This window comes from Bordetella genomosp. 11 (assembly GCF_002261215.1).
Classification (GTDB): Bacteria; Pseudomonadota; Gammaproteobacteria; order Burkholderiales; family Burkholderiaceae_B; genus Bordetella_C.
Genome location: NZ_NEVS01000004.1, coordinates 4,414,016 through 4,438,521 on the forward strand (window position 1 = coordinate 4,414,016; position 24,506 = coordinate 4,438,521).

19 protein-coding genes and 1 pseudogene are annotated in these 24,506 nt (G+C 65.5%); 6 read left to right on the forward strand and 14 right to left on the reverse strand.

Annotation, left to right across the window (positions count from 1 at the left end; genetic code table 11):
- Positions 1 to 95 precede the first annotated feature (95 nt).
- A pseudogene (locus CAL28_RS27545) lies at positions 96 to 2,066 on the reverse strand (AMP-dependent synthetase/ligase); the annotation flags it as partial.
- A gap of 200 nt (positions 2,067 to 2,266) precedes the next feature.
- Between CAL28_RS27545 and CAL28_RS27550 the strand changes: the two are divergent.
- Both CAL28_RS27550 and CAL28_RS27555 read left to right on the forward strand, forming a co-directional pair.
- Positions 2,267 to 2,953, forward strand: a complete 687-nt coding sequence (locus CAL28_RS27550; RefSeq protein ID WP_094844172.1) for a Crp/Fnr family transcriptional regulator — start codon at positions 2,267 to 2,269, stop codon at positions 2,951 to 2,953.
- Between the two features lie 104 nt (positions 2,954 to 3,057).
- Entirely contained in the window at positions 3,058 to 5,808 is a 2,751-nt protein-coding gene (locus CAL28_RS27555; protein WP_094844173.1) for a hypothetical protein, read from the forward strand.
- A gap of 34 nt (positions 5,809 to 5,842) precedes the next feature.
- Here CAL28_RS27555 and CAL28_RS27560 read toward each other — a convergent pair whose 3' ends face one another.
- The 5 genes from CAL28_RS27560 to CAL28_RS27585 form a co-directional block, all read right to left on the reverse strand.
- Positions 5,843 to 6,565, reverse strand: coding sequence for an ABC transporter ATP-binding protein (locus CAL28_RS27560; protein WP_094844174.1), 723 nt, complete (start codon positions 6,563 to 6,565; stop codon positions 5,843 to 5,845).
- A gap of 14 nt (positions 6,566 to 6,579) precedes the next feature.
- Positions 6,580 to 8,511, reverse strand: a complete 1,932-nt coding sequence (locus CAL28_RS27565; RefSeq protein ID WP_094844175.1) for a branched-chain amino acid ABC transporter ATP-binding protein/permease — start codon at positions 8,509 to 8,511, stop codon at positions 6,580 to 6,582.
- 213 nt (positions 8,512 to 8,724) lie between these two features.
- On the reverse strand, positions 8,725 to 9,597 hold the full coding sequence (locus CAL28_RS27570; RefSeq protein WP_094844176.1) for a branched-chain amino acid ABC transporter permease: 873 nt from the start codon (positions 9,595 to 9,597) through the stop codon (positions 8,725 to 8,727).
- Positions 9,598 to 9,766: 169 nt separating this feature from the next.
- On the reverse strand, positions 9,767 to 10,996 hold the full coding sequence (locus CAL28_RS27575) for an ABC transporter substrate-binding protein (RefSeq protein ID WP_094844177.1): 1,230 nt from the start codon (positions 10,994 to 10,996) through the stop codon (positions 9,767 to 9,769).
- A 517-nt stretch (positions 10,997 to 11,513) separates the two neighbouring features.
- Positions 11,514 to 12,137, reverse strand: coding sequence for a LysE/ArgO family amino acid transporter (locus CAL28_RS27585; RefSeq protein WP_094844179.1), 624 nt, complete (start codon positions 12,135 to 12,137; stop codon positions 11,514 to 11,516).
- An 80-nt stretch (positions 12,138 to 12,217) separates the two neighbouring features.
- On the opposite strand from CAL28_RS27585, the gene CAL28_RS27590 reads away from it, so the two are divergent.
- From CAL28_RS27590 to CAL28_RS29860, 3 genes are all read left to right on the forward strand, one after another.
- Positions 12,218 to 13,120: a LysR family transcriptional regulator ArgP gene (locus CAL28_RS27590; RefSeq protein ID WP_094844885.1), complete on the forward strand. Its 903-nt coding sequence runs from the start codon at positions 12,218 to 12,220 to the stop codon at positions 13,118 to 13,120.
- Positions 13,121 to 13,395: 275 nt separating this feature from the next.
- Positions 13,396 to 13,935 (forward strand): copper chaperone PCu(A)C, encoded by a 540-nt coding sequence (locus tag CAL28_RS27595; protein ID WP_094844180.1) that lies wholly within the window; start codon positions 13,396 to 13,398, stop codon positions 13,933 to 13,935.
- 26 nt (positions 13,936 to 13,961) lie between these two features.
- Positions 13,962 to 14,099 carry a hypothetical protein gene (locus tag CAL28_RS29860; RefSeq protein ID WP_176464117.1) on the forward strand — a complete coding sequence of 46 codons (138 nt, stop codon included), beginning with the start codon at positions 13,962 to 13,964 and terminating at the stop codon, positions 14,097 to 14,099.
- Between the two features lie 14 nt (positions 14,100 to 14,113).
- Here CAL28_RS29860 and CAL28_RS27600 read toward each other — a convergent pair whose 3' ends face one another.
- From CAL28_RS27600 to CAL28_RS27620, 5 genes are all read right to left on the reverse strand, one after another.
- Positions 14,114 to 15,139 carry a Bug family tripartite tricarboxylate transporter substrate binding protein gene (locus tag CAL28_RS27600; protein ID WP_094844181.1) on the reverse strand — a complete coding sequence of 342 codons (1,026 nt, stop codon included), beginning with the start codon at positions 15,137 to 15,139 and terminating at the stop codon, positions 14,114 to 14,116.
- 146 nt (positions 15,140 to 15,285) lie between these two features.
- Entirely contained in the window at positions 15,286 to 16,278 is a 993-nt protein-coding gene (locus CAL28_RS27605; protein ID WP_176463919.1) for an NAD(P)H-dependent flavin oxidoreductase, read from the reverse strand.
- Between the two features lie 2 nt (positions 16,279 to 16,280).
- Complete coding sequence (locus CAL28_RS27610; RefSeq protein WP_254926251.1) at positions 16,281 to 17,168, reverse strand: enoyl-CoA hydratase; 888 nt, start codon at positions 17,166 to 17,168, stop codon at positions 16,281 to 16,283.
- 100 nt (positions 17,169 to 17,268) lie between these two features.
- A complete protein-coding gene (locus CAL28_RS27615; protein ID WP_094844184.1) occupies positions 17,269 to 18,240 on the reverse strand; it encodes a Bug family tripartite tricarboxylate transporter substrate binding protein in 972 nt (323 codons plus the stop codon).
- Positions 18,241 to 18,296: 56 nt separating this feature from the next.
- Entirely contained in the window at positions 18,297 to 19,019 is a 723-nt protein-coding gene (locus tag CAL28_RS27620) for a YggS family pyridoxal phosphate-dependent enzyme (RefSeq protein WP_094844886.1), read from the reverse strand.
- A 146-nt stretch (positions 19,020 to 19,165) separates the two neighbouring features.
- Between CAL28_RS27620 and CAL28_RS27625 the strand changes: the two genes are divergently transcribed.
- On the forward strand, positions 19,166 to 20,410 hold the full coding sequence (locus CAL28_RS27625; protein WP_094844185.1) for an aminotransferase-like domain-containing protein: 1,245 nt from the start codon (positions 19,166 to 19,168) through the stop codon (positions 20,408 to 20,410).
- Positions 20,411 to 20,441: 31 nt separating this feature from the next.
- On the opposite strand, the gene CAL28_RS30160 is transcribed toward CAL28_RS27625, so the two are convergent.
- The 3 genes from CAL28_RS30160 to selD all read right to left on the reverse strand — a co-directional run bounded on the left by CAL28_RS30160 (position 20,442) and on the right by selD (position 24,440).
- Positions 20,442 to 22,160, reverse strand: a complete 1,719-nt coding sequence (locus tag CAL28_RS30160) for a S8 family serine peptidase (RefSeq protein WP_176464118.1) — start codon at positions 22,158 to 22,160, stop codon at positions 20,442 to 20,444.
- A gap of 444 nt (positions 22,161 to 22,604) precedes the next feature.
- Positions 22,605 to 23,246 carry a 2-hydroxychromene-2-carboxylate isomerase gene (locus CAL28_RS27635; protein WP_094844187.1) on the reverse strand — a complete coding sequence of 214 codons (642 nt, stop codon included), beginning with the start codon at positions 23,244 to 23,246 and terminating at the stop codon, positions 22,605 to 22,607.
- 126 nt (positions 23,247 to 23,372) lie between these two features.
- Positions 23,373 to 24,440 carry a selenide, water dikinase SelD gene (gene selD / locus CAL28_RS27640; protein WP_094844188.1) on the reverse strand — a complete coding sequence of 356 codons (1,068 nt, stop codon included), beginning with the start codon at positions 24,438 to 24,440 and terminating at the stop codon, positions 23,373 to 23,375.
- Positions 24,441 to 24,506: the final 66 nt, after the last annotated feature.

Below are 24,506 nucleotides of genomic sequence, written 5' to 3' on the forward strand. Positions count from 1 at the left end.
ATGCCCGTCGACCGGGGACGCCGCGGATCCGGCTCCGCCGGTCCGCCAGCGTCGCCCCCCTTTAGGGGGGAAGCGCGCAGCGCTTCGGGGGGTGGGCTCCCACTCCCGGCCAGGGCGGGGAAGCGACGCACGTCGCGAATAGGCAGGTCGGCCGCGATGCGCCCCACGCGCCCGTCCTCGAACTTGACCTCCGTTTCGATGAAACGCGATGGACTGCCATCGAACAGCGCATCGACCAGCACCGCGTACTTTTGCGCGATATAGGCGCGCCGCACCTTGCGGGTGCGAGTCAGCTCGTCATCGTCCGGATCCAATTCCTTGTGCAGGATCAGGAAGCGGCACACCTGGGATGCCGCCAGGCGGGCATCGCGCGCCAGTTCGGCATTGGCTTTCTCGATGCAGTCGGCGATCAGGTCGTAGACCTCCGGCTTGCCGGCCAGGTCGGTATAGCCGGCATAAGGCAGCCCGCGCCGCTCGGCCCAATTGCCCACCGCTTCCAGGTCGATATTGATGAAGGCGCACACCGCCTCCCGTCCCGCGCCGAAAGCCACGGCCTCTTTGATGTAGGGAAAAAACTTGAGCTTGTTCTCGATGTACTTGGGCGCGAACAGGCTGCCGTCGGCCAGTTTGCCCACGTCCTTGGCGCGATCGATGATTTTCAAATGGCCATCGGCATCCAGGAAACCCGCATCCCCCGTATGGAACCAGCCCTCGTCGTCACGCGCGGCCCGGGTGGCTTCGGGATTGCGGTAGTACTCCTTGAACAGGCCGGGGCTGTGGACCAGGATCTCGCCATTGTCCGTCACGCGGATACGCACGCCTTGCACCGGCGGCCCTACCGTATCGGCGCGCACCTGTCCGTCCGGCTGCACGCATACGAACACCGAGGTCTCCGTGGACCCATACAGCTGCTTGAGATTGATGCCGATGGAACGGTAGAAGGTGAACAGGTCCGGGCCGATGGCCTCGCCCGCGGTGTAGGCGACCCGTACACGGCTCATGCCCAGCGCATTGCGCAGGGGGCCGTACACCAGCAGATTGCCCAGCGCGTACAAGGCGCGGTCGCGCAAACCCACGGCCTGGCCGTCCAGCAGGCGCACGCCGACCCGCCGTGCCAGCGCCATGCAGCCCTGGAACAGCCGCCGCTTCAGCAGGCCCGCGTCCTCCATGCGGATCATCACATGGGTAAGCAGGTCCTCCAGGATGCGCGGCGGGGCGAAGTAATAGGTCGGCCCGATATCGCGCATGTCGATCGCCACGGTGGCGGGCGATTCGGGATGATTGACGGTGAAGCCGGTAACCAATAGCTGGGTATAGGAAAACATGTTCTGGCCGATCCAGGCCGGCGGCAGATAGGCCAGGACATCCTCGCGATCCGTCAGGTTCTCCATGGCCTGGACCGCGCGCGCCCGGTCGATCAGCGCGGCGTGGGTCAGCACGACGCCCTTGGGCTTGCCTGTGGTGCCGGATGTATAGAACATCGCGGCGGTCTGTTCGGGCCGGACCGCCCGCGCGCTGCGTTCGAAAAACGCCGCGTCGGTGCGCGCGCGTTCGGCACCGATGCGCAGCAGCTCGTCGAAAGGCATGAGTACGGCATCGTCATAATGGCGCAATCCGCGCGGATCGTCGTAGACCACATGCCGCAACGCGGGGCAGAGCGCGCGCGCCTCCAGCATCTTGTCCACCTGCTCCTGGTCTTCGGCAATCGCCACGCCGACTTCCGCATCCCGCAGCACGAACGCCATTTCCTGCGCGACGGCATCCTGGTACAGCGGCACCGGAATCGCGCCCAGGGCCTGCGCCGCCATCATGGCGATGTACAGGCGCGGCCGGTTCTCCCCGATGACCGCCACGTGCTGGCCCGGCCGCACGCCCAGCGCCGTCAGCCCGTGCGCGACGCGACCGGCCAGCTCCGCCACCTGCGCCCAGGTCAGCGTTTGCCAGATCCCCAGGTCTTTCTCGCGGATGGCGGGGCGGTCGCCGCGTGCGTGCGCATGCAAGAGCAGCAAGGCGGGGAAGGTATCCGCCGCCGGCCCCGTCGGGGGTGCGGGCTGGGATTGCGCCACGTTGTCTCCTGTCTGTTTCCGCGCCCGACCGGACCGTCGCGCCCGCTGTGGCCGGCGCTGGATTCGTGAAGACGCGGAGCGCGCATTTATGGGTGAGAGGTGCGCTTTAACGTGCGGTTAAGGTATAAGCTTGCATCGGGCCCAACTGTCGCGATCGCGACAATTCCGGGCGATTCAGGGACGAAGTAGGGTATATCCCGATGCAGGTCATCGACTCCTTGCAATTGGCTGCAGCCTGGTTCCGCCTCCTGACTCCGGGCGAGCAAGCGCGCGTGCAGAAAGACCTGACGGTGCAGCAGGTCCCCGCGGGAACGATCATCGAGCGCAAAGGGCAGATGGCCCAGGCCTGGATCGGGGTACTGGCCGGACTGGTGAAGGTCTCGGTGGGCAATGCGGAAGGAAAAATGGCCTCCCTGACCGGCGTGCCGGCCGGCGGCTGGTTCGGCGAAGGCTCGCTGCTGAAACACGAGGCGCGCAAGTACGACGTCGTGGCGCTGCGCGATTCGGTCATCGCACGGCTGCCGGCGGCCACCTTCGAATCGCTGCTGGATAGCAGCATTCCTTTCAATCGCTATCTGCTGCAGTTGCTGAACGAGCGCGTGGCGCAATTCATCGGGAAGGCGGAAAACGACCGCCTGCTCGACGCGGACGCGCGCGTGGCGCGCTGCCTGGCCGAACTGTTCAACCCCATGCTGTATCCCGGCATGGGGCTGCGCCTGAGCATCACGCAGGAGGAAGTCGGCTATCTGGCGCGCGTGTCGCGCCAGCGCGCCAATCGCGCCTTGTGCAACCTGCAGCGGGCCGGCTTGCTGAAGGTGGAATACCGGGGTGTACGGGTGCTGGATCTGGAAGGTTTGAAGGGATACGAGACGGCACAGCGACGATAGACAGGCACGGCGAAGGAAAGGAACCCGCGTCCCGCGCGCCGGACGCACACGCGTGTCCGCCGGTGGCGGGCGCCTTCCTTTCATCCTTTCCCGTTCGAGTCGCCATGACACCCGATTCCCTTTCCATTCCCCTGCCCGGTTTCAGCGTGGATTTCTGGCAGCCCTACATCCCGGCGGCGGGCCCGGGCGATACCGTCTCCGCCACCCGCGCGCCGGGGCTGAGCTATACGCCGGAATCGCACGGCACCCACGCCGATTTCTGCGGTAGCGACGAGTTCCCGCGATACCGGGAAGAAGTCCGCGAAAGACTGGCATTCCTTGTCGCGTTCTGCCGGCGGCATCGCATGCCCGACGCGGATGCCATCCAGAAAAATTTCGATATCTTCTTCGCCCATCGCTTCGATGAATATCACTACTTCGATACCCGCGCCGGCATCGTCGATTCGGTCGGCAAGCGCTCGCTGGATGAATTCTGTGCCCTTATCCTGAATGAAGCCGCCGACCTGGACCGGCGAAAATCCGCTATCCGGAACCTGGCCCAAGGCGTGACGCTGTGCGCCGATGGCGCCGTATCGAACCTGGTGTCCGCCGCCTGCACGCTCGCCAAGACCATCGGCGGCATCCGTGGAAAGCTATGGGAACTGAAGGAAGAGACGGCACGCGGCGTATTGCGCGAACTGCTGGATAAGCGATTCGGCCACGAGGAAAACTACCAGGGCAACGAGATCCACTTCGTCCATACGGTATGGAACATTCTCGCCGACCAGTTCGGGCTGAAGAAAGTCCCGGACGGTATCACGATGGCGGAGACAACCGGCGATGACTTCCTTGCGCTATGTGCTGCCGGCATCAGCGCCGCGCTGACACCGGACCGGCTTGCCCTTCTCATCGCCGAGGCATGCCAGGCGCGACTCCACAGCGGGTTTGCCGATGCGCGCACCCCGCCGGCCGGTCCATGGACAGCCGGCACCGAAGCGGCAGTCGCGGCGATGTTGGAGGAAATCGGCGACGAGTTCGGATTGACTTCGACGGACGGCCTGGAACTCGGCGACGACGGCGAAACCCCGACGCTACGTGCCAGCGATCTGCGCATGAAAAGCTTTTTCCAGCTCGACGAGAACAACGGCGCCTATACCTACGCATTGCGGGCGGAACCTTCGTTGATCGCCCTGGATGTACTGCGCAACTTCGGCGATCGGCGACTGCTGCAAACGCAGACATACCCGTGCAATGGCGGCGAATGGGTGGATGAGGCAGGGATGCGCGCCGCCCTGTTCCTCTACGGCGAACTCGCATGGGTGGTCAGGATCCACGCCGGAGCGTCCTTCGGCGATCCGGTGTGGAACAGCGCGGACACGCAAATCGAACCGGTCACCGAGCCCGACCTCCGTCTGTGGCATGCCACCCGGACGAGCGAAGCGCATCCGCCTGCGGCCGCGATACGCCACGCCATCCGGGCCACTGCCGCCTCGCAGCTCGCGCGCATGCCCGCGCGCTGGCTGACGGACGCTCCCGACCTCCAACGCTTGTTGCGGCGACTCGGCACGGACGCGGGCCGCGACTACCTGGCCCACAACCTTGCCGAGCTCGGCGCCGTGGGTGCCAGATACACGAACCGGGAACGCCATGAGCTGTTCGCCGAACTTCTTCGCCTGGACCTGTGCCATGCCATCCGCCCCCTGGCCGAACTATGGGTGCCGAATGAATCCAGGCGCGTGGATCTGGTGCATGACGTGCTGGCGCGCGAAGCCATCCCGGCATTTCATCTGGCGATGCAGGGGGAAGACCCGCCGGCCGCCGTGCACGCCTGGTATCGGCCGCTGCGGGAGTCCGGCCTGCTGGCCCTGGTCGCTCCGCGCCTGGTCGACTTACTGGAAATCCGATGCGGGAGATCGCCGATCTTTTCGCATGTATTGAACGCCGGCCGGACAGCCGCAGTCATCGCGTTTCACGCCCTCGTGAAGGATTTATTGAAGGATCCGACGATACGGTGGCATATCAAGGGCCCACTGCTGGGCCTGCTTGCCGCCACGGATTGGTATGGTATCCCCGCATTGTCGAATGCCATGGCGGACGGACACACCAGGGCTGTCGAGGCGTACTACGCCTGCCTGGAGGACCTGCTGACGGATCCGCTTCTGGCGCTGACCATCCGCCCCGGCTTGCTGGCGGCATTGCCGGACCTGCTGATCGGCAGGAAAGGCAACAGCGATTCGGGGCTGGGGTACGCGCTGGAAAGCGGCAATACCTCGATCATCGGGATCTTCCATACCCTTGTGATAAACCTGCTGGACGATCCGGAGATCGCTCCGACTATCGCCAGCGCGCTGCCCGACCTGCTCTCCGCCCGGGTCTGCCGCGGCGCGTCCGCGCTGTCGCAATCGATGAGAAACCGCGGTACCACCACCATCAAGGCCTTCTACGCGATGCTGAAGGATCCTCGCATCAAGCCGCACATCCGGCATGTGATGCCGAACCTGCTGAACGGCCGGGATACCCAGGGCAAGCCAGGCCTCTCGAATGCGCTGGAGAACGGGCACGCCGGCATCATAGAGACCTACCACGCCTTATTGAAGGACCTGCTGCAAGACCCCACGATCGCGCCGCAAATGCTGCGCATGCTACCCCACCTGCTGACAACGAAGAACAAGGATGGAACGTCGGGCTTCTCGTACGCGACGCTATACGGCCAAAACGCCGCCATCACGGCCTATAACGCCATGCTGGACGATCCCGCGATCCGCCCGCACATCGACGCGCATCTCCCTGACCTGAGATCCACGAACATGCCGAAGCCGCCGGCCGGGACCGGGATATCGCATGCGGACGGACCGCGATTGAGCGACCTGGATTGATCGCCCCGCGCGCGGCGACGCTATCGTACGGGTGCTAGTGGCTGCTGCCCAGATAGGCGGCCACGACCGCAGGATCGCCCTTCAGCTTCTCCGGCGTGCCGTGCACGGATATGCGCCCGTTCTCCAGCACGTAGCCGTAGTCGGCCACATTCAGCGCGGCTGATGCGAACTGCTCGACCAGCAGCATGGTCACGCCTTCCGATTTCAGCCGCGCGATGATGCGGAACACTTCTTCCACCAGGATGGGGGCAAGCCCCATCGACGGTTCGTCCAGCAGCACCAGCTGCGGGTTCAGCATGACCGCGCGCGCCATCGCCAGCATTTGCTGTTCGCCGCCGGACAAGGTGCCGGCCAATTGCTCGCGCCGTTCCTTCAGCCGGGGGAACAAGTCCATCGCGCGTTCGAGGTCGGCCTGGACATCGCCGCGCGGCCGGCTGCCCGTCAATCGCGGGTAGGCGCCCAGCAGCAGGTTGTCCGTGACGGACAGCGTCGGAAACACGCGCCGCCCTTCGGGGGAATGCGCCAGGCCCAGGCGCGCGATGCGATGGGACTCCAGCCCATCGATGCGACGGCCGTCCAGCGTGATCTCGCCGGCGCTGGGCCTGATCATGCCCGACAGCGCGCGCATGGTGGTGGTCTTGCCGGCCCCGTTGGAGCCGATCAGCGTCACCACCTTCGCCTGCGGCACATCCATGCTGATGCCGTGCAGTACCTTGACCTTGCCGTAGCCGGCTTCCAGGTTCTTGATCGATAACATACCGGTCCGCTCCTTTATGCCGTCACCGCGCCGCCCAGATACGCCTCGACCACCCGGCTGTCCGCCTGGACCTGCGCCGGCTGGCCTTCGGAGATCTTTTGCCCAAAGTCCAGGACCGACACGGTATCGCAGACGCCCATGACCACGTCCATGTGGTGTTCGATCAGGATCAGGGTGATGCCGTGGTCGCGAACCTTGCGGATGATCTCCAGCAGTTCCGCGATGTCGGGCGCCGTAAGGCCAGCCGCCGGTTCGTCCAGCAACAATAGTTGCGGATCCAGCGCCAGCGCGCGGGCGATTTCCAGCAGGCGCTGTTTGCCATACGGCAGATTGCGCGCCTCTTCGGCGGCGAAGGATTCCAGGCCGACGAATTCGAGCAGCGCCAGCGCCCGGGCCCGGGCGCGGTTTTCCTCCGCCTTCCAGCGCGACGTGCGCAGCGCGATATTGGTCAGCCCGGTGCCGAAGCTATGGTGCAGGCCGACCAGCACGTTTTCCAGCGCGGTCATTTCGCCGAACAGCGCCACGTTCTGGAAGGTCCGGGCAATGCCGGCGTCGGCAATCTCGGCCGGGACCATGCCGGCCAACGGGCGGCCGTTGAACTCGATCGTGCCGCTGGTGGGGATATAGATACCGGTCAGCACATTCATCATCGTGCTCTTTCCGGATCCATTAGGGCCAATCAAACCATGGATGGTCCCGCGCCTGACCACCAGGTCCACCTCGTTCAGTGCTTTCAGGCCGCCGAATTGCATGATCACGCCCCGGGCGTTGAGCAGGACATCGCCGGCCGCGCCGGTGCCCGAGGCCTGCGGTACCGCCTCGATACGGTGCGCGAGTTCCGTGCTGACCGCCAGCGCCTTGCGGCCGGTCTGGAAGAACAGGCTGCGCACGAAGCCGACAATACCGTCGGGCAGGTAGTAGACGACGAACAGGATCATGGCGCCGAAGATGGTCAGGCGCCAGTCCGTCAAGGCCTCGACCCAGAACGAGAACACGGCCAGCAGGATGGTGCCGGCCACCGGCACGGCCAGGCGCCTGGGCGTGGCGCGCCCCCGGGAAATGGCGATCGCCGCGCCCACCGCCATCAGGATGGCCAGCGTCAAGGCGATGATGCGGAACGTGCCGACGTCATCCAGCATCTTGGGCAGCAGCACGACGATGGTCGCGCCCAGCAGCGCGCCGACACGGGATTTGCGTCCGCCCATGATGATGGCCAGCAGGAACAGGATGGTCAGCTCGAAATTGTAGGTATTGGGCGAGATGTATTGCTCCGAGTAGGAATACAGGGCGCCCGCCAGTCCCGCGAAGCCGGCGCTGATCACGAAGGCAACCACTTTGTAGCGGTACACCGAAACGCCCATGCAATCGGCCGCGATGGGACTGTCGCGCAAGGCTTCGAAGGTGCGGCCGATATGCGACTTCAGGATGCGGTGCACGACAATGAGCGAGAGCACCAGCAGGACCGCCACCAGCCAGAAATACTCCTGCTTGGTCAGGACATGGCCATTGAAGGAAGGCTTGTTGATCCTGATTCCCAGTGGCCCTTCGGTCAGGAAAGTCATCTCGTTGATCAGGATCTGGATGATGGTGCCGAAAGCCAGCGTCACCATCGCCAGGTAGGGACCGGTCACCCGCAACGCCGGCAGCGCCAGCACCGCGCCGAACACCGCCGCGATCACGATCGCGGCGGGCAGGATGATGCCGATCGGCATGTGCAGATGGAAAACCAGCACGCCCGCGACATACGACCCGATGCCGAACAGGCCGGCGTGACCCAGCGAAACCTGGCCGGTATAGCCCACCACGATGTCCAGCCCGAACAGCAGGATGGCGTAGATCATGATGGTTTCGACCAGGTGCAGGTAATAGGGATTCGACACGGCCAGCGGCAACCCGACCAGCACGGCGATGCCCACGATCGAAGCTGCGAAAGTCAGAGATCTCATATCAGTCGTCCAATGCGCCTAGCGCCATCCACACCGCATGAATCGGGTACAACCACATCGAAGAAAGCGCGCAGCGCTTCGAGAGCGGCCAACCCACCCCACCGCCACGAAAAAAACAGGTGCCGCCGACCCGGGACGCCGAGGATCCGGCTCCGCCGGTCCTCTGGCGTCGCCCCCTTGAGGGGGAAGCGCGAAACGCTTCGGGGGTGGGCCTCATACTTTCTTAATGGCGGTCTTGCCGAACAGGCCGGCGGGCTTGATCGCGAGCACCAGCAATAGCAGCACCAGTCCGGGCACGTCCTTGTATCCGGTGGAGAGATAGAACCCCGTGGTGGTTTCGGCGATGCCCAGGATCAGCCCGCCGACGATGACCCCCGTGCCGCTGGACAGCCCGCCGATGATGGCCACAGCGAAGGCCTTCAGGCCCAGCACGGCGCCCATGGTCGCCCCGGTCAATGTCAGCGGCGCGATCAGCACCCCGGCGAAGGCGGCGGTCAACGACGACAGCGCATAGGAGAAGGTGATGACCAGATTGGTGTTGATTCCCATCAGGCCCGCCGCTGCGCGGTCGGCGGAGGTCGCCACGAAGGCCTTGCCATAGATGGACTTGCGGTTGAAAAGCTCCACGATCAGCATCATGGCGAGCGCGCCGACCACCACCAGCAACTCCATGGGCAGCACGTTGGCGCCGGCCAGCTGGATCGGCGCCATCGGCAGGGGCGACGGGAATGGAAGGTCGTCGCGCCCCCAGACGTTTTCGGCGACGTTGCGGAAAATGATGCCCAGCGCGATGGTCGCCATGATCCAGCCGAATTCGGATCGCGTCTTGATCGCGGGCCGCACGCCCACGCGTTCGACCAGCGCACCCTGGGCAAAACCGAACAGGCACACGAGCGGGATCATGACCCAGTAGTTCACGCCCAGTCCCACCAGGGACAGGCCCACCAATGCGCCCAGCATCAGCGCCTCGCCCTGGCCGAAATTCAGTGTCCCGGAGGTAGCGAAAGTCAGCTGGTAGCCGAAGGCGATCACCGCGTAGATCATGCCCAGCGCGATACCGCTGTAGATAAGCTGTAGAAGAATCATGGGGCTTCCACGAAAGAGAACATCGTCCGCCGCCAGCGCGCGGACAGGCCGGCCGGGCGCCCGGGCCGCGTTGCGGCGGTCCGGGCATATCCGCCCCGGCGGCGACCGCATCGGCCTGGCGCCGGGTGCGGACGCGCGGCGCCGGACGCCGCGCGGCCCGTTTACCGATTCATTGCGAACGCGGGGAATCGACCTTGGCGCTTACGTCCTTCTTGCGCGGCTGCGCAGTGGTCTTGATATCGTCCGGGTAGGCATAGACGACGCGGCCGTCCTTGACCTCGCCGAACACCACCAGGTTGGGCGTTATCGCATCGTGGTCGTCATGCGTAAAGGGATGGTCGTAGGTCATGACCACGCCCTCGACCGGCGTCTGCAGGTTTTCCAGCGCGGCACGGATCTTGGGACCTTCCGTGGAGTTGGCCTGCTTGATGGCCGCGGCCAGCAGATACACGGAGTCGTAGCCCTGGGCCGCCGAGACCGGGGAGTCGATGCGGTTGTTCTTCGGCTTGAACTTGGCCAGATAGGCGTCGATGAAGGCCTTGCGCTTGGGTGTGTTGGGCTCCTGGATGAAGGTCTGCGGCATGCGGGCACCGCTGCCGTTGGGTCCGGCGTTGTCGATGTAGTTGGCCATGGACAAGGTCCAGCTGCCTACCATCGGTACTTTCCAGCCCAGCTTGGCCATGCCGTTGGCGATTTGCGCCAGTTCAGGGCCGATGCCGTAGGTCAGGATGGCTTCGGCGCCGGCCTGCTTGGACTTCAGCAGTTGCGCCGTCATGTCGACATCCTTGATGTTGAATTTCTCCACGGCGACCGCCTTGACACCCTTGGCGGCCAGGGCTTTTTCCAGGTCCTCACGGCCGAGCTGGCCGTAATTGGTGGAATCGGCCAGGATGGCGACCTTCTTGTAGCCGTCGCGCAGGACGGCTTCCTCGACGATCATGGGCGCCTGGATATTGTCGGGCGCGGCATTGCGGAATACATAGTTGTCCGCATCGGTGAACTGATGCGTGATGACGCTGCCCGTCGCGACATTGTTGAACACGGGAATCTTGGCGTCCTGGTAGAAGCGCTGCGAGGCCAGCGCCACACCGGTGTTGATGAAACCGACGGTCGCGACGACCTGCTCCTTGTTGATGAGTTCCTGGGCGATTTGCACGCCGCGCTCGTTCTTGGCCTCGTCGTCGCGCTCGACCAGCACCAACTGGCGTCCCAGCACACCGCCGTTCTTGTTGATTTCCTCCGCGGCCAGGCGCACGCCGTCGCGCATGCTGACGCCCATGGAGGACGACCCGCCGGTGTACGGGCCCGACACCCCGATCTTGATGGGATCGGCGGCGTATGCGCCACCGGCCAATGCAAAAGCAAGTGTTCCTACCAGCAGTTTCATACGATGAGTCATCGTTGTCTCCGTTATAGATATCGATGCTGCGTTGGAAAAGCAGAGGCCTTGCGTTCAATCGCGGCGGCGACGCACCCGGCGGGCACGCGCTGCCGCCGCCGCGCCGATGCGCGGCGATGGTGCGACAGGAATGGAAGAAGGATGCTCGTAAGGTGGGGAACCGGCCCGTGGATACGAGCCTGCGGCCGGCGCATCGCATCGACGGCGACGTCCGTGGGCTCGTATTCCGCGGTGGCGGAAATCATGCGGTCTCCCTTGGTCTTCTTGTATGCGCACGGCACCGTCGCGCCATGCTGCCGTGTTCGATACGCGTCCTTCCGGACACGCTGTCCGCTCCGCGTCCAATGATAGTGAGCACACGTCACGTGCTCAATGCCGGTTGCATTAGGGATTGCCCGCGCGCCGAAAGTTTCGCGTAAGTTCTATCGCGCCGATGCGTGTTTACGGCCATCGAACGAGCACCGTTCGGTGGCGTTTATGTCGTAAGGCGAGCGAATAATGTCGACAAGCGGGCGCCTCACACCACGCGCGCCAGCAGGCGCAAGGCAAGCGTCGCCATGACGATGGCGATGCCGCCGTCCAGGACGCGCCAGGCGCGGGGATCGCGGAACAGCGGCCGCAGCAGCCGCGCGCCTCCACCCAGGACCAGCAGCCATAGCGCGCTGGCGGTGATCGCGCCGGCGGCATAGGCCGCCGCGTTGTGGCCGAACGCCTGCGCCAGCGTGCCAATCAGCACGATGTCCAGCCAGAAGTGCGGATTGATCACGGTGAACGCCAACGCCGCCAGCATGGCATCCCGGCGCGTCGTCGCGATCCGGCGCGCGGGCGCGAGCGCGCCGCCGGCGGACCATGCCCGCCGGGCCGAACGCACCGCGTATATCGCCAGGAAGGCCGCCCCGCACCAGGCCATCGCCGGCATCATCCAGACGGCCCGGTCCGCCACCGCGCGCCACGCCAGGACGCTGGACGCGATGCACAGGGCATCGACGGCGGCGCATACGGCCAGCACACTGCCGATATGGGCACGCTGCAGGCCCTGCCGCAGGATGAAGGCGCTTTGGGCGCCCACGGCGGCGAACAGGCCGAGGCCCGTGCCCAGCCCGGATATCCAGGGAAGATAGAAGGAGAAAACGGCGTTCATGATGGCGGCATTCTGGCTTGCCGGCCGGATAAAGAACAGCTAATGTTCCTAATCCATATTTAGCGGCGCTAATGACGATCATGAACCTGGATCACGCCCAGCTGCGTGCGCTGGCCGCCGTCGTGCGGGAAGGCAGCTTCGAACGCGCGGCAGCCGCGCTGCACGTCACGCCTTCCGCCGTGTCGCAACGGATCAGGGCGCTGGAGGATCGCGTCGGACGCCTGCTGGTACAGCGCACCACGCCTGCCGCCGCCACGGCCGACGGACGGATCCTCGTCCAATTGGCCGAGCAGTCCGCCCTGCTGGAGCACGATGCGCTGAACCGCCTGGGGGTGGCCGAGGACATCCCGCGCGCCACGCTGCCCGTCGCGGTCAACCACGACAGCCTGGAAACCTGGTTCATGGATGCGGCGGAGGATTTTGCCGAGCGCACCGGTGCCACCCTGGATCTGCGCGCGGAAGACCAGGACCATACGGCCGAACTGCTGCGCGGCGGCGCGGTGCTGGGCGCCGTCACGACGCTTGCCGAACCCGTGCAGGGCTGCCGGCTGCATCCGCTGGGCAGCATGCGCTACGCCGCGACCTGCAGCCCGGCATTCCATGCGCGCCATTTTGCCGCCGGCGTGGACGCGCGATCGCTGGCCCAGGCCCCCGTCCTGGTCTACAACCGCAAGGACGCCCTCCAGGGCCGATTCGCGCGGCGCATCATGCGCGATGCCGCCTGGCAGCCACCGGTGTGGTGGCTGCCGTCGGCGCGCGCTTTCGTACGCGCCTCCCTGGCCGGGTTGGGTTGGACCATGAACCCGCTGCCGCTGGTCCAGGCCGAGCTGGACACCGGGCGCCTGGTGCTGCTGCGCGCCCGCGCGTTCGAGGACACGCCGCTGTACTGGCAGCACTGGCGTATCGAATCCGACACCATGTCCGCACTGACGGACGCGGTGCTGGCGGCCTCGCGGGGCCTGATACGCCGGCGCGGCCCCTGATGCGGCGGCACGCCGCCCGATGCGTCGACGCACTGTGATGCGTCAACGCACGGCCTGATGCCTGGACGCATTACCTGATGCGACAGCGCACGGTCTGTTGCCTGCACGCATTATCTAATGCGCACGGCCTGTTGCGGTTGTGCACGGCGCTATCTTCAACGACGTTGCGCGCGGCCGGCTAGGTAAACTATGCGATCGGTTATTTCCATTTGCGCGTCACGCGCACCCGGTGCCCAGCCCCGCGCGAACACCCTCAATATCCCTGGAGACTTCGTATGCTGCTTTCCCGCCTGGCCCTCGCGGCCACCGTACTGGCCCTGCACGGCACCGCGCTGGCCAGCGATTACAAGATCCGCGACATCGAAATCGACGATGCGTGGGTACGGGCCACCGCGCCTGGCCAGACGGCGGGCGGCGGCTATATGGAGATCGAGAACGACGGTACGACGCCCGACCAACTGGTGGGCATCAAATCGCCCGCCGCGGACAATGTCAGCATCCACCAGACGGTTACCGCCAATGGTGTGTCCACCATGCGCGAAGTCGATGGCGGCGTCGCGGTGCCGGCCAAGGGCGAGGTCAAGTTCTCGCCGGGCGGCTATCACGTCATGTTCGAAAAGCTGAAGGCGCCGTTCAAGGAGGGCATGGAAATCCCCGCCACGCTGACCTTCCGGCAGGCCGGCGACGTCGAGATCAAATTCAAGGTGAAGCCCCTGACCTACAAGGCGCCGACCATGGGCGGGCACATGAACCACGGCGGCGATATGGGAAATATGGGGAATATGGGCGGCATGAGCGGCCACATGTCGCATTGACATCCCGGTGGGCGGATACCCTAGGCATGACGTTCGACGAAGTCGCCGCCGTGCCGGCCCACCCAACGATTATGATCAGTGTCACCAACCTGGGCGAGATTCAAAGACCGCACATGCAAGCCCATTCGCAGGCCTGTCTCTCCGATGGCAGAACGCTGCGTTGATAGCGAACGTGAAATCAGTGCAACGGTTTGATGTTGCGCTCGCGCAGAATCGCCGTCCACCGCTCGGTTTCCCCGCTGATCAGTTCTGCGAATTCATCCGGGGTGTTCGGCTGCAACGGAGGCATGTACGACAATTGCATCATCGAAGATTGCAGCTCCGGGTCGCTCAATACCAGGTTCAGGGACTGGTTCAGACGTCTGACCACATGTTCGGGTGTCCCGGTCGGCGCCATCAGGCCAAACCAGGCGTCAAGCGCAAGATCCGGAAATCCAAGCTCTTCAATAGTAGGGATATGACGGACACTAGGCATCGGGAGCCGGGACATAATCGCAATACCCCGAAGGCTCCCTGCTTTGAGATGGGATAGTACGGATGGCAAGGTGACAAACTGCATATCCACACGTCCCTCCATCACATCGGCCAAAGCCGGTAGATCGCCACGATAGGGAACATGCATCATATCGATCCGTGCTTCCTGCTGAAACAGTTCGCATAGCAGGTGGCTGGTCGAACCGATGCCAGGGGACGCACAGGCCACCCCGCCCGGATAAGCCTTGGCGAGTCCTACGATATCTTGAATGCTCTGTATTGGCGAGTCCTTTCCGGTCACGGCTATCGTCGGGACAGTCGCAACCATACCTATCGGTGTTAGATCCCGCGCGAAATCGTACTTCAGGTTCCCGTACATGGTTTTGTGGATGGTATTGGGACGTGAACTGAAATACAGCGTGTATCCGTCGGGTACAGCACGCGCGACAGCTTCTGCGCCGATGTTGCTTCCGGCGCCGGGTCTGTTGTCGACGATGATCTTGTATCCCAGATCGTTCGACATATGTTTTGCCAGCAGCCGAGCAAGCGAGTCGGTCGTTCCTCCGGGCGTAAAGCCGATTACCAAGGTGATCGGCCGTTGCGGATAGGTTGCTTCCGTGTCGGATCCCATCGCGCCGAAGGGAAGAATGCTTCCGACTAGGGTAATAGCCGCGAGCTCTCGTCTGCACAAGTACATATCGCCTCCACTGGTATTCTGTTTGCCTTTCATCAACCGCGCCTGGCGGCAACGGCGTGGCTAAGTAACCCAGTGGCCTTATTTGTCCCGCACACTTCTCGCGGATCAAACGTGCGTAACCGTCCGTCGACCTGAAGCCGCGATACAGCAGCTGCCGTTCGCAATCGCGGGGCTTGCCCTTACCTGTCAGACGAAGGCTGGCTCAAGCCCACCAGCCTGCTTAAGCGTTCGTTCACCAGCACTTCCGCTTCGGATACGATGCGCCGCACGAGTTCCGCGCATGTCGGTATGTCGTGGATCAGGCCTTGCACCATGCCGACCGTCCAGATGCCGGCTTCCGCATCGCCCTCTTCGTAGACGCGCCGGCCCTTGGCGCCGGCCACCGCGGGGCCGATCCGGTCGATCCCGGCACCCGCCTTTTCCATGTCGATCACGCTTTGCGCCAGCGCGGTACGCGCCACCCGGCTGCTGTTGCGCAGGCTGCGCAGAATCAGGCAGGTGTCTGCTTCGGTATTGTTCACGATGGCACGCTTGATGTTGTCGTGCACCGGGGATTCCCGGGTGCACATGAAGCGCGTGCCCATATTGATGCCCTCGGCGCCCAGGGCCAGCGCGGCGACCAGCCCGCGCCCATCCCCGAAGCCGCCGGAGGCAATGACCGGAATACGCAGCCTGGCCACCGTCGCGGGAATCAGGACCAGGCCGGGGATATCCTCTTCGCCGATGTGGCCGGCGCATTCGAAGCCGTCGATGCTGACGACGTCAACGCCGATCTGTTCGGCCTTGAGCGCATGGCGCGGCGTCGTGCACTTATGAATGATCTTGATGCCGGCAGCCTTGAGGGCAGGCACATGCGCGGCCGGGTTGTTCCCCGCGGTCTCCACGATCTTCACACCGCTATCGATGATGACATCGCGGTAAGCCTCGTAAGGCACGGGCTTGAGCGTCGGCAGGATGGTCAGGTTGACCGCGAATGGGCGATCCGTCATCGACCTGACCCGCCGTATTTCGTCGTGCAAGGCCTCGGGCGAAGGCTGGGTCAGCGCGGTCAGTACGCCCAGCGCGCCGGTGTTGGAAACGGCCGCCGTCAACTCGGCGCGGCCGACCCACTGCATGCCACCCTGCACAATGGGATGCTCGATTCCGAGCAGCCGGGTAATTGCGGTTTGCACCGTCAGGCTCCTTTGGTGGCGACAACCGGTGCCGGGGCGGAATGGGCGGCATCCGGATTCGAGCCGAAACGCGGCGGCCGCTTCGCCACGAAGGCGCGGGCGGCTTCGTGGTGGTCCGCCGTTTCCATGCAGCGCAGCTGCCGCCAGCATTCGCGATCCAGCATGTCGCCCAAGGGCAAATGCGCCGAATCGTTCAGATTGTCCTTGATATAGGCAATGGCGGTACGCGGACCGTCAGCCAGGCGACCGGCCACGTCCATGACAGCCGATTCCAATGCATCGGGTTCGAAGACGGTATTGACCAGGCCCAGCGACAATGCCGCCGCGGCGTCCAGCGTCGGCGAAGTGAAATAGAGTTCGCGCGCCTTCGCCATCCCCACCAGCCTGGGCAGGAAATAGTGCGCGCCGAAATCCCCGGACAAACCCACATCGACAAAACCGGTTCGCAATCGCGCCGTTGTATCGGCATAACGCAGGTCGCAGGCCAGTGCCAGGCTCAGGCCCGCGCCCACGGCATATCCCCGCATCATCGCGATCGTCGGCTTGGGCATGGTGTGCAGCAATTCGCAAATGCCGGTGCGGCGGCGCAGATCGCGCAATCTGCCCTCGAAAGGCAACGGCGGCATCCCGGCATTGCCGGCCATGCGTGCCACGTCGCCGCCCGCGCAGAACGCCGGACCGGCCCCCGTCAGAACCACGACGCCGACCTCTGGATCGGCAGCCGCGGCCTGCAAGGCGCCGAGCAAGGCCTCGTACATGGCGGGGCTCAAGGCGTTGCGCCGTTCGGGCCGATCCAGCGTCAGTACCAGCACGCCGCCATTGCGGGCCTGCAGCAGGCATGCGTCCGCGGAATCGGATGAACCGGGCCTGGTCATTTCATGAGGGGTCACGATGTCTCCTTGTGATCGCGTCGAGAGACCCTATGTCGCCGCGGCGGCAGCCAGGTTTCACCCGCCGCCGGACTTGCCGCTCGTCCGCTTACGGCCCACCCTACTCCAGCCTGATATTGGCCTTCTTGATCACGCCCGCCCACATCGCCCGTTCCTGCTCCGCATACGCCTTGAACTCCGCGGGCGACATCGGCATGGGAATCACGCCCATGTCCTGGAGCTTGCCGGCAACCTCGGGCTGTGCCAGGGTTTTCTGCAGATCGGCGCTGAACTTCTTCACCACCGCATCCGGCAGCCCGGCCGGACCGACCACGCCTTGCCAGGCGTAGGCGGTGAAGTCCTTTACCCCTTGTTCAGCCATGGTCGGCACATCGGGCAACAGCGGCAGGCGCTGCGGCGTCGCGGTCGCCAACACCCGCAGTTTGCCGGCCTTGACGTTGGGCAGGCCCGCGGCCAGGTCGATGAACATCATGTCCACCTGGCCGCCCAGCAGATCCTGGATGGCGGGCGCGGCGCCTTTGTACGGAACATGCAGCAAATCGACGCCGGCGCGCTGCTTGAACAGCTCCAGCGCCAGATGGTGCGGCGAACCGGAGCCAGCGGACGCCACGGTCAGCTTGCCGGGCGTGGCGCGCGCGGCGGCCAGCACGTCGGCGACGGTTTTGTACGGCGAATTCGTGTTGACGGCCAGCAGCAGCGGCAGCTTCGCGAGACCGCCGATATAGGTGAACTTGCCGGGATCGTAGGAAAGCTTGGCGTAAAGCGATGGGTTGTAGGCCAGCGTGCCGGAGTCGGCCGTCCCCACCATGTCCCCGTTGGGCGTGGCTTGCGCAATGGCCGTCGCGCCGATGATGGTGGCGGCGCCCGGACGGTTCTCCACGACGATGGTCTGCCCGAGGGATTTTTCCAGGGAGCTGGCGACGGTGCGGGCTACGACGTCGGAGCCGCCCCCGGCGGGATAGGGCACGATCCACCGTATGGGTTGCGTCGGCCAGTTCTGCGCGTGGGCGGATGTGACGGCAGCGGCGACCAGCGCGGCGATCATGGCCGCGCGCCTGAGGATTGCGTGCATGGTGTTATCTCCGTGACGCCCGCGTCGAAACGCGCGGGTCGGCGCCCATTATGCCGTCAAGTCCCGGCGGTGCCGTAGTCGCGTGCGCCGAACAGCGCGCTGCCGATGCGCACCTCGGTGGAGCCTTCCTCGATGGCCAGCTCGAAGTCGCCGCTCATCCCCATGGAAAGCCGCGTCATGTCGACGCCCTCGATCGCCTCGTCGCGCAGCCGGTCGCGCCAGCCCCGCAGGACGCGAAAGCAGGCCCTGACTGCCTCCGTATCGTCCGAATTGACCGCCAGCGTCATCAGGCCGCGCACCCGCAGGCTGGGATAGTCGCGCGCCAGCGCGCGGACGAACGCCGGCAGGCCCGCCGGATCCAGGCCGTATTTGCTGGGTTCGTCGGAGGTCTTGACCTGCACCAGCACGTCCAGCGTCCGCCCTTCCTGCTGCAGGCGCCGGTCCAGGGCCTGCGCCAGGTCCAGGCGATCCAGCGATTGGACCTCCGCGGCCAGCCGCGCGGCATCCTTGGCCTTGTTGGTCTGCAAATAGCCGATGACCACCCAGTCGATGGCGCAATCGGCAAGGGCCTCGGCTTTTTCGCGGATCTCCTGCATTTTGCTTTCGCCGAAGCGTCGCAGCCCCAGCGCGGCGGCCGCGCGGATGCGATCCGCGCCGAAGGTCTTGCTGACCGGCAGCAGGGCGACCTCGCCGGGATCGCGGCCGGCGCGGCCGCAGGCGGCGGCGATGCGGGATTGCAGGTCGGCCAGGCGGGCCGCGAAGGTATCGGGGGTGGACATGACGGAAATCGGCAAGGTGTGCGGCAGGACATGCAGCACAAAGGTTTGTGAACGAAAATTAGCGGTTATTAAGCCGCTAGTTTAGAATCTTCCCGCATCCGGACCGCCATCGGCGGCATCCCGTTCCTGGCCCAGCACACACCACCATGTCGCCATCCTCCGTGCCCGACTACGCGTTCGCGGCGCCTTTTCGCGTTCCCGCCATTTCCCCCATCCGCTCGCTGGCAGTCTACGCCAACCGCCCCGGCACGATCAGCATGTCGGGCGGCTATCCCGCCACGGACCTATTCGACGTAGAAGGCCTGAACGCCGCGTCGGCCAAGGTGGGCGCGCGGCTGTCCGACTGCCTGCAGTACTCGAATATCGACGGCCAGGCGTCGCTGCGCGCGCAGCTGGCGCGGCTGTCCGAGGAACGCGGCATACGCTGCGATCCCGATACCGAACTGGCCGTGACCGGCGGTTCCCAGCAGTCGCTGGCGTTGCTGGCCCGGGTGATGCTGCAACCGGGCGACGCCGCTGTGATCGAGAGTCCCTGTTTTCCCAACTCGCGCCAGGCCCTGCACTACACCGGGGCCACCCTGTACACCGCGCCGTCGGGGCCGGACGGCGTGGACGTCGATGCACTGGAGGAACTGGTCGAGCGGGTCAGGCCCAAGCTGGTCAGCGTGGTCGCCACGTTCTCCAATCCCTGCGGCGCCACGTTAAGCCTCGAACGCCGCCGGCGCCTGGTCGAACTGGCGGCGCGCTATCGTTTCCTGCTGGTCGAGGACGACCCCTACGGCGAGCTGCGCTTCGAAGGCGAAACCGTCCCGCCGCTGCTGGCGCTGGCCGAAGGAGACGCCCGCCACTGGGTGGTGTATATCTCCAGCATGTCCAAGACCATGGCGCCGGCGCTGCGCATAGGCTGGATGATCGCGCCGGCCGAGGTGCGCCGGCGCTGCGTCAGCGCCAAGGCATCCGACGATATGGCGTCCTCCGCATGGATACAGGAAATCGTCGCGCAGTACGTCGAGGACGGCCGCTACCACGTCCACGTCCCGCGCATCCGTGCCTCGTATGCCGCGCGCGCCGACGCCCTTGCCCGGGCGCTATCGGAGGAATTGGGCGACCAGCTGTCTTTTCGCAAACCGCAAGGCGGCATGTTCTGCTGGGCCCGCCTGAACGGCGGCATCGACAGCACGCGGCTGTTGCCCTACGCCATCGACCATGAAGTGGTCTATGTGCCGGGCAAGGCGTTCTATATCGACCCGGCACAGGCCGACATGCAGGCGATGCGGCTGTCCTTCGCCACCATGAACGAAGAACAGATCCGCACCGGCATCGTACGGCTGCGCCAGGCGCTGCACGCCTGCGCCGAGGGCAAGCCCGCGACGGTGGCGCTGCCGGCATAGCAGCGCCCGGCATTCGGGGCACTTGCCGGTTTCAATGCCCCAGTACCTGCAATTCCCAGGACAGCAAGGCGGCCTTGTCGGCGCAAGGCTCGCGGACATCGACGACCTGCAACTTCCATTTTCCCTTGGCGTTCTCGTCCAGGAAGGCATTGCTCAAGAGCGCATCCGTGGTGAAGTCGCCGCCGCCTTCGCTACGCAGGTAAGTCAGCGGCGGCAGCACGATGCTGCGCGTACCGGACGGCGATGTCAGCGCAATGCGCAGATACTGCGGCTCCTTGTGCGTGGTGCGCAGGCGCACATAGGCCATTTCGGTTCGCATATCGACCGGAACATCGATCTCCGCGTAGCCGCCGCTTTCCTTCCCGTACGTAATCGGTATAGGCTCGCTCCGCGATGCCAACTGGCCGGTGCTTCGCAACGCGGGCAGCGTGGTGAAGTTGCGCGCCCGCTCCACGGCGCGCGTCGCATCGACCAGGCCGAAGCCATACCAGTTGCTGAAAGGCCGACCGGCGGCATTGACCACCCAGCCATCGTCGACACGCACGCCGTTGTGTTGCCGGGGGGCCAGGCCGGGATCGATCTTTCTTGCCGTGACGGCCAGGATGTACTTGATATCGCGCCACGTCAGATCCGGATTGACCTGCAGCATCAGGGCGACCACCCCCGCGACCGTCGGCGCGGCGGCCGAGGTGCCGTTCGCCAGCGCCGTATAGCTGCAATCCCGGTTCAGCGGCGAACCGCCCGGCCGGTCCAGGCGATTGGGCCAGGTGTTCGCGGGCAGCATCTGGTCGATGCCGTTTCCGCAGCCCGATACGTCCAGGGACACCAATGCCGGTTCGAACGCGAAACCGGGCACGCTGCCGACGGGCACCTGCGTCACGCCGTCCGGTGACGACGCCCGTTCCAGCCCGGTTTCACCCCCCAGCCCGGACACCCAAATCACCGACCCGACGGATGAATACGACGCCTTGACGCCCATCGCGTTTACCGCGGCTACCGTAACGGTGTTGGGATTGCCGTTCTGCCTATCCGTCTGGGGCGACACGCAACCGCTGCCGCTATCGAGGGTGGCCGCCTGGCACACCTGCTCGGTCGCGCCGATATCCGGATCGCTCAGGAAATCGTTGCCGGCGCTCTTGATCAGCACCGGGCCGTTGTATGTCGTCCAGCGCCTGGTCCATTCGACCGGATCGTGGTCGCTGCGGTAGGGCTCCAGCGTGCGTTCGGCAAAACCGGTGCTGGTGTTGATCACCCGCGGGATAACCTCGGCGTTTTCGTCATCGACGTCGGTCATATCCAGAATGCGGGCCTGCGGCGCGACGCCTCGCGCTCCGATGCCGTTCCAGCCCACGGCGGCGATCAGCCCCGCCGTCATGGTGGCATGCGCCGACACATTGTCGCCGGTGCCCGGCCGCGCCATATTGGCGGCAAGGTCCTCGTGTGTCGCATCGGGCCGTCCGAATTCCGACAGCCCCACGACCACGCCCTTGCCCGTTACGCCGTCGTCATGCAGGGTACCGATATTCAAGTCGATCCCGGGCTTGGGCAGGCCATCGGCAAAGACGCGCTGTCCGGTGTTCTTCAGGTGCCATTGATAGCGATAGAGAGGGTCGTCTCCGATAAACGGTGCGCCGCCAGGCGGCACGCTGCTTATCGCATCCATCGCGGGCGACGAGCGGTCCGGCGGCGTGGCGCCGCCAACGGCGGGGCGCGACGCTTGTGCTTTTTCGAATTGCCAAGCGGCGTGCAAGGCCGCTGAATCACGGGCGGCCGCGGTACCGGATATGCGACCGGATGCGGGTTCCATCGCAACGGCGACATCAGAGGCCGCCAGCGACGAAAATACAGGGAAAGGCGTCTGCATAAGGCCTACCGGTTGAAGAGGCCGCGTATGTGCGTGATAGCCGGCAAACGTCCCGAAATCGCCAAGCACAGAGGCAATATTCGGACCAGTCCCATAAGCAAGGCGCGCGGACGGAACATTCCGCCCGGGCGCGGGGCATCATCCTGGACCGGCGAGCAGGTCCACGAACAGGCCAGGGGGCCCATTTGCCCGCCTTTAAGCATCAATTCCACCTGATCGGCGGAATGCCCTGGCGCATGGACGTGGCAGACGGCCACGCCAGGACCGGGCGCATAGGCAAAGGTCAGCGCCCGCGCGCCCCGGGATTGCCCGGGCCGGGGGCGCCAGCGGTCACCCGGCAGCGCGGCCGCCGCCGTCGCGCGCCCACTGTACGGCGTCTTCGACCCGGTCGTTGCCCCAGAACATTTCACTACCGGCGAACATCATGGGGGCGCCGAATATTCCCAGCGACTGCGCGCGATCGACCTGCGCGCGGAATGCCTGCTTGATCTCGTCGCTGCCGGCGCGCGCGAGTACGGCATCGGCATCCACGCCCAGGGCCGCGAGACGCTCGCGCACAACGCCGGGCTGCTGGATATCGAGATCGTCGACGAAATTGGCGCGATACATGGACAGGCAGAATGCCTTGCCCCAATCCGCTTCCAGCCCGATCAGCGCCACCCGCGAGGGCAACACGCCCACGCGCGGGAAGACGGTGGGACGGCGATAGCGCACGCCATACTTGGCGGCCAGGCGCGCGACCTCGCGCATCATGTATTCGCCCTTGTCGGGAAACAGGCGGAACGGAGAGTCGTCCCAGCCGCGCGCCTTGAAAATCGGGCCCAGCAGGAAGGGCCGGTAGTCCACCGTCACGCCCTGCGCGGCGGCGATGGCTTCGATGCGTTCGATCGCCAGGAAACTATAGGGACTGGCGAAGTCGAACCAGATTTCCAGCCGCTTCGCGCCATTGGATGCGCCGTTCGCTTGGGTCATGCTGTCTCCCTTACTCTGGGCCTGGGCCCTGTCCACGGCCGGTCCGGCCAGCGACCGGCCTGCTGTCTTCCGCGCGATCGAACCGTGCGCCGGTATGCCGCGCGACGCGTTCTTGTTCCCGTCCGGTCAGCCTGCCACGACTTCCACACCCGCTTCGCCGGCCACCATCCCGCCCACGATGGCAGCCTGCGTGAACCCTTGTTCGGCCAGCACGGCCAGCACCTGCGCCGCGGTTTCGCGATCGCAGGACACCAGCAGGCCGCCGGAGGTCTGCGGATCGGTCAGCAGCGCGCGCGACACCTCGTCCACGCCGGGCGCCAGCGAAATCGCGTCGCCGTAGGATGCCCAGTTGCGCCCCGACGCGCCGGTGATCATGCCCGCCTGCGCCATCTGCCGCACGCCCGGCAACCAGGGCAGCGCCGCCAGGTCGATGCGCGCGCGCAGGCCGGCGCCGCGGCTCATTTCCAGGGCGTGGCCCAACAGGCCGAAGCCGGTGACGTCGGTCAGGGCATGCACCCCCGGCAGGGCGGCCAGCGCCGGCCCCGGCGTATTCAGCCGGGTGGTGCTGGCAATCATCGCGTCGTAGCCGGCGGCGTCCAGCTGGTTCTTCTTCAGCGCGGCGGACAGGATGCCCACGCCCAGCGGCTTGCTCAGGATCAGCACGTCGCCGGCGCGCGCGTCGGCGTTGCGCTTGACGCGCGCCGGATGCACCAGGCCCATGGCGGCGAGGCCGTAGATGGGCTCGACGGAATCGATGGTGTGGCCGCCGGCCACGGGAATGCCGGCCTGCGCGCAGACGTCCTGGCCGCCGCGCAGGATTTCCGCGATGACTTCACGCGGCAGCACGTTGATGGGCATGCCGACGATAGCCAGCGCCATGATGGGCGTGCCGCCCATGGCGTAGACATCGGACAGCGCATTGGTGGCGGCGATCCGGCCGAAATCGTAGGGATCGTCGACGATGGGCATGAAGAAGTCGGTGGTGGCGATCAGCGCCTGCTCGTCGTTCAGGCGGTACACCGCCGCGTCATCGGCGGTTTCGGTGCCGACCATCAAGCCCGGGAAGGCCTGCGTGGGGGCGAAACGGGCCAGCAGATCGGCCAGCACGCCGGGCGCGATCTTGCAACCGCAGCCGCCGCCGTGCGAAAGCGAAGTCAGGCGCGGGGCCGCGCCGGCGCTTGCGTCTTGGGTCATGAGAAATCTCCAGGGAAGCCGCAAAAGGATAGCACCGGCGAACCCGCGGCCGGATGGCCGCGGCCC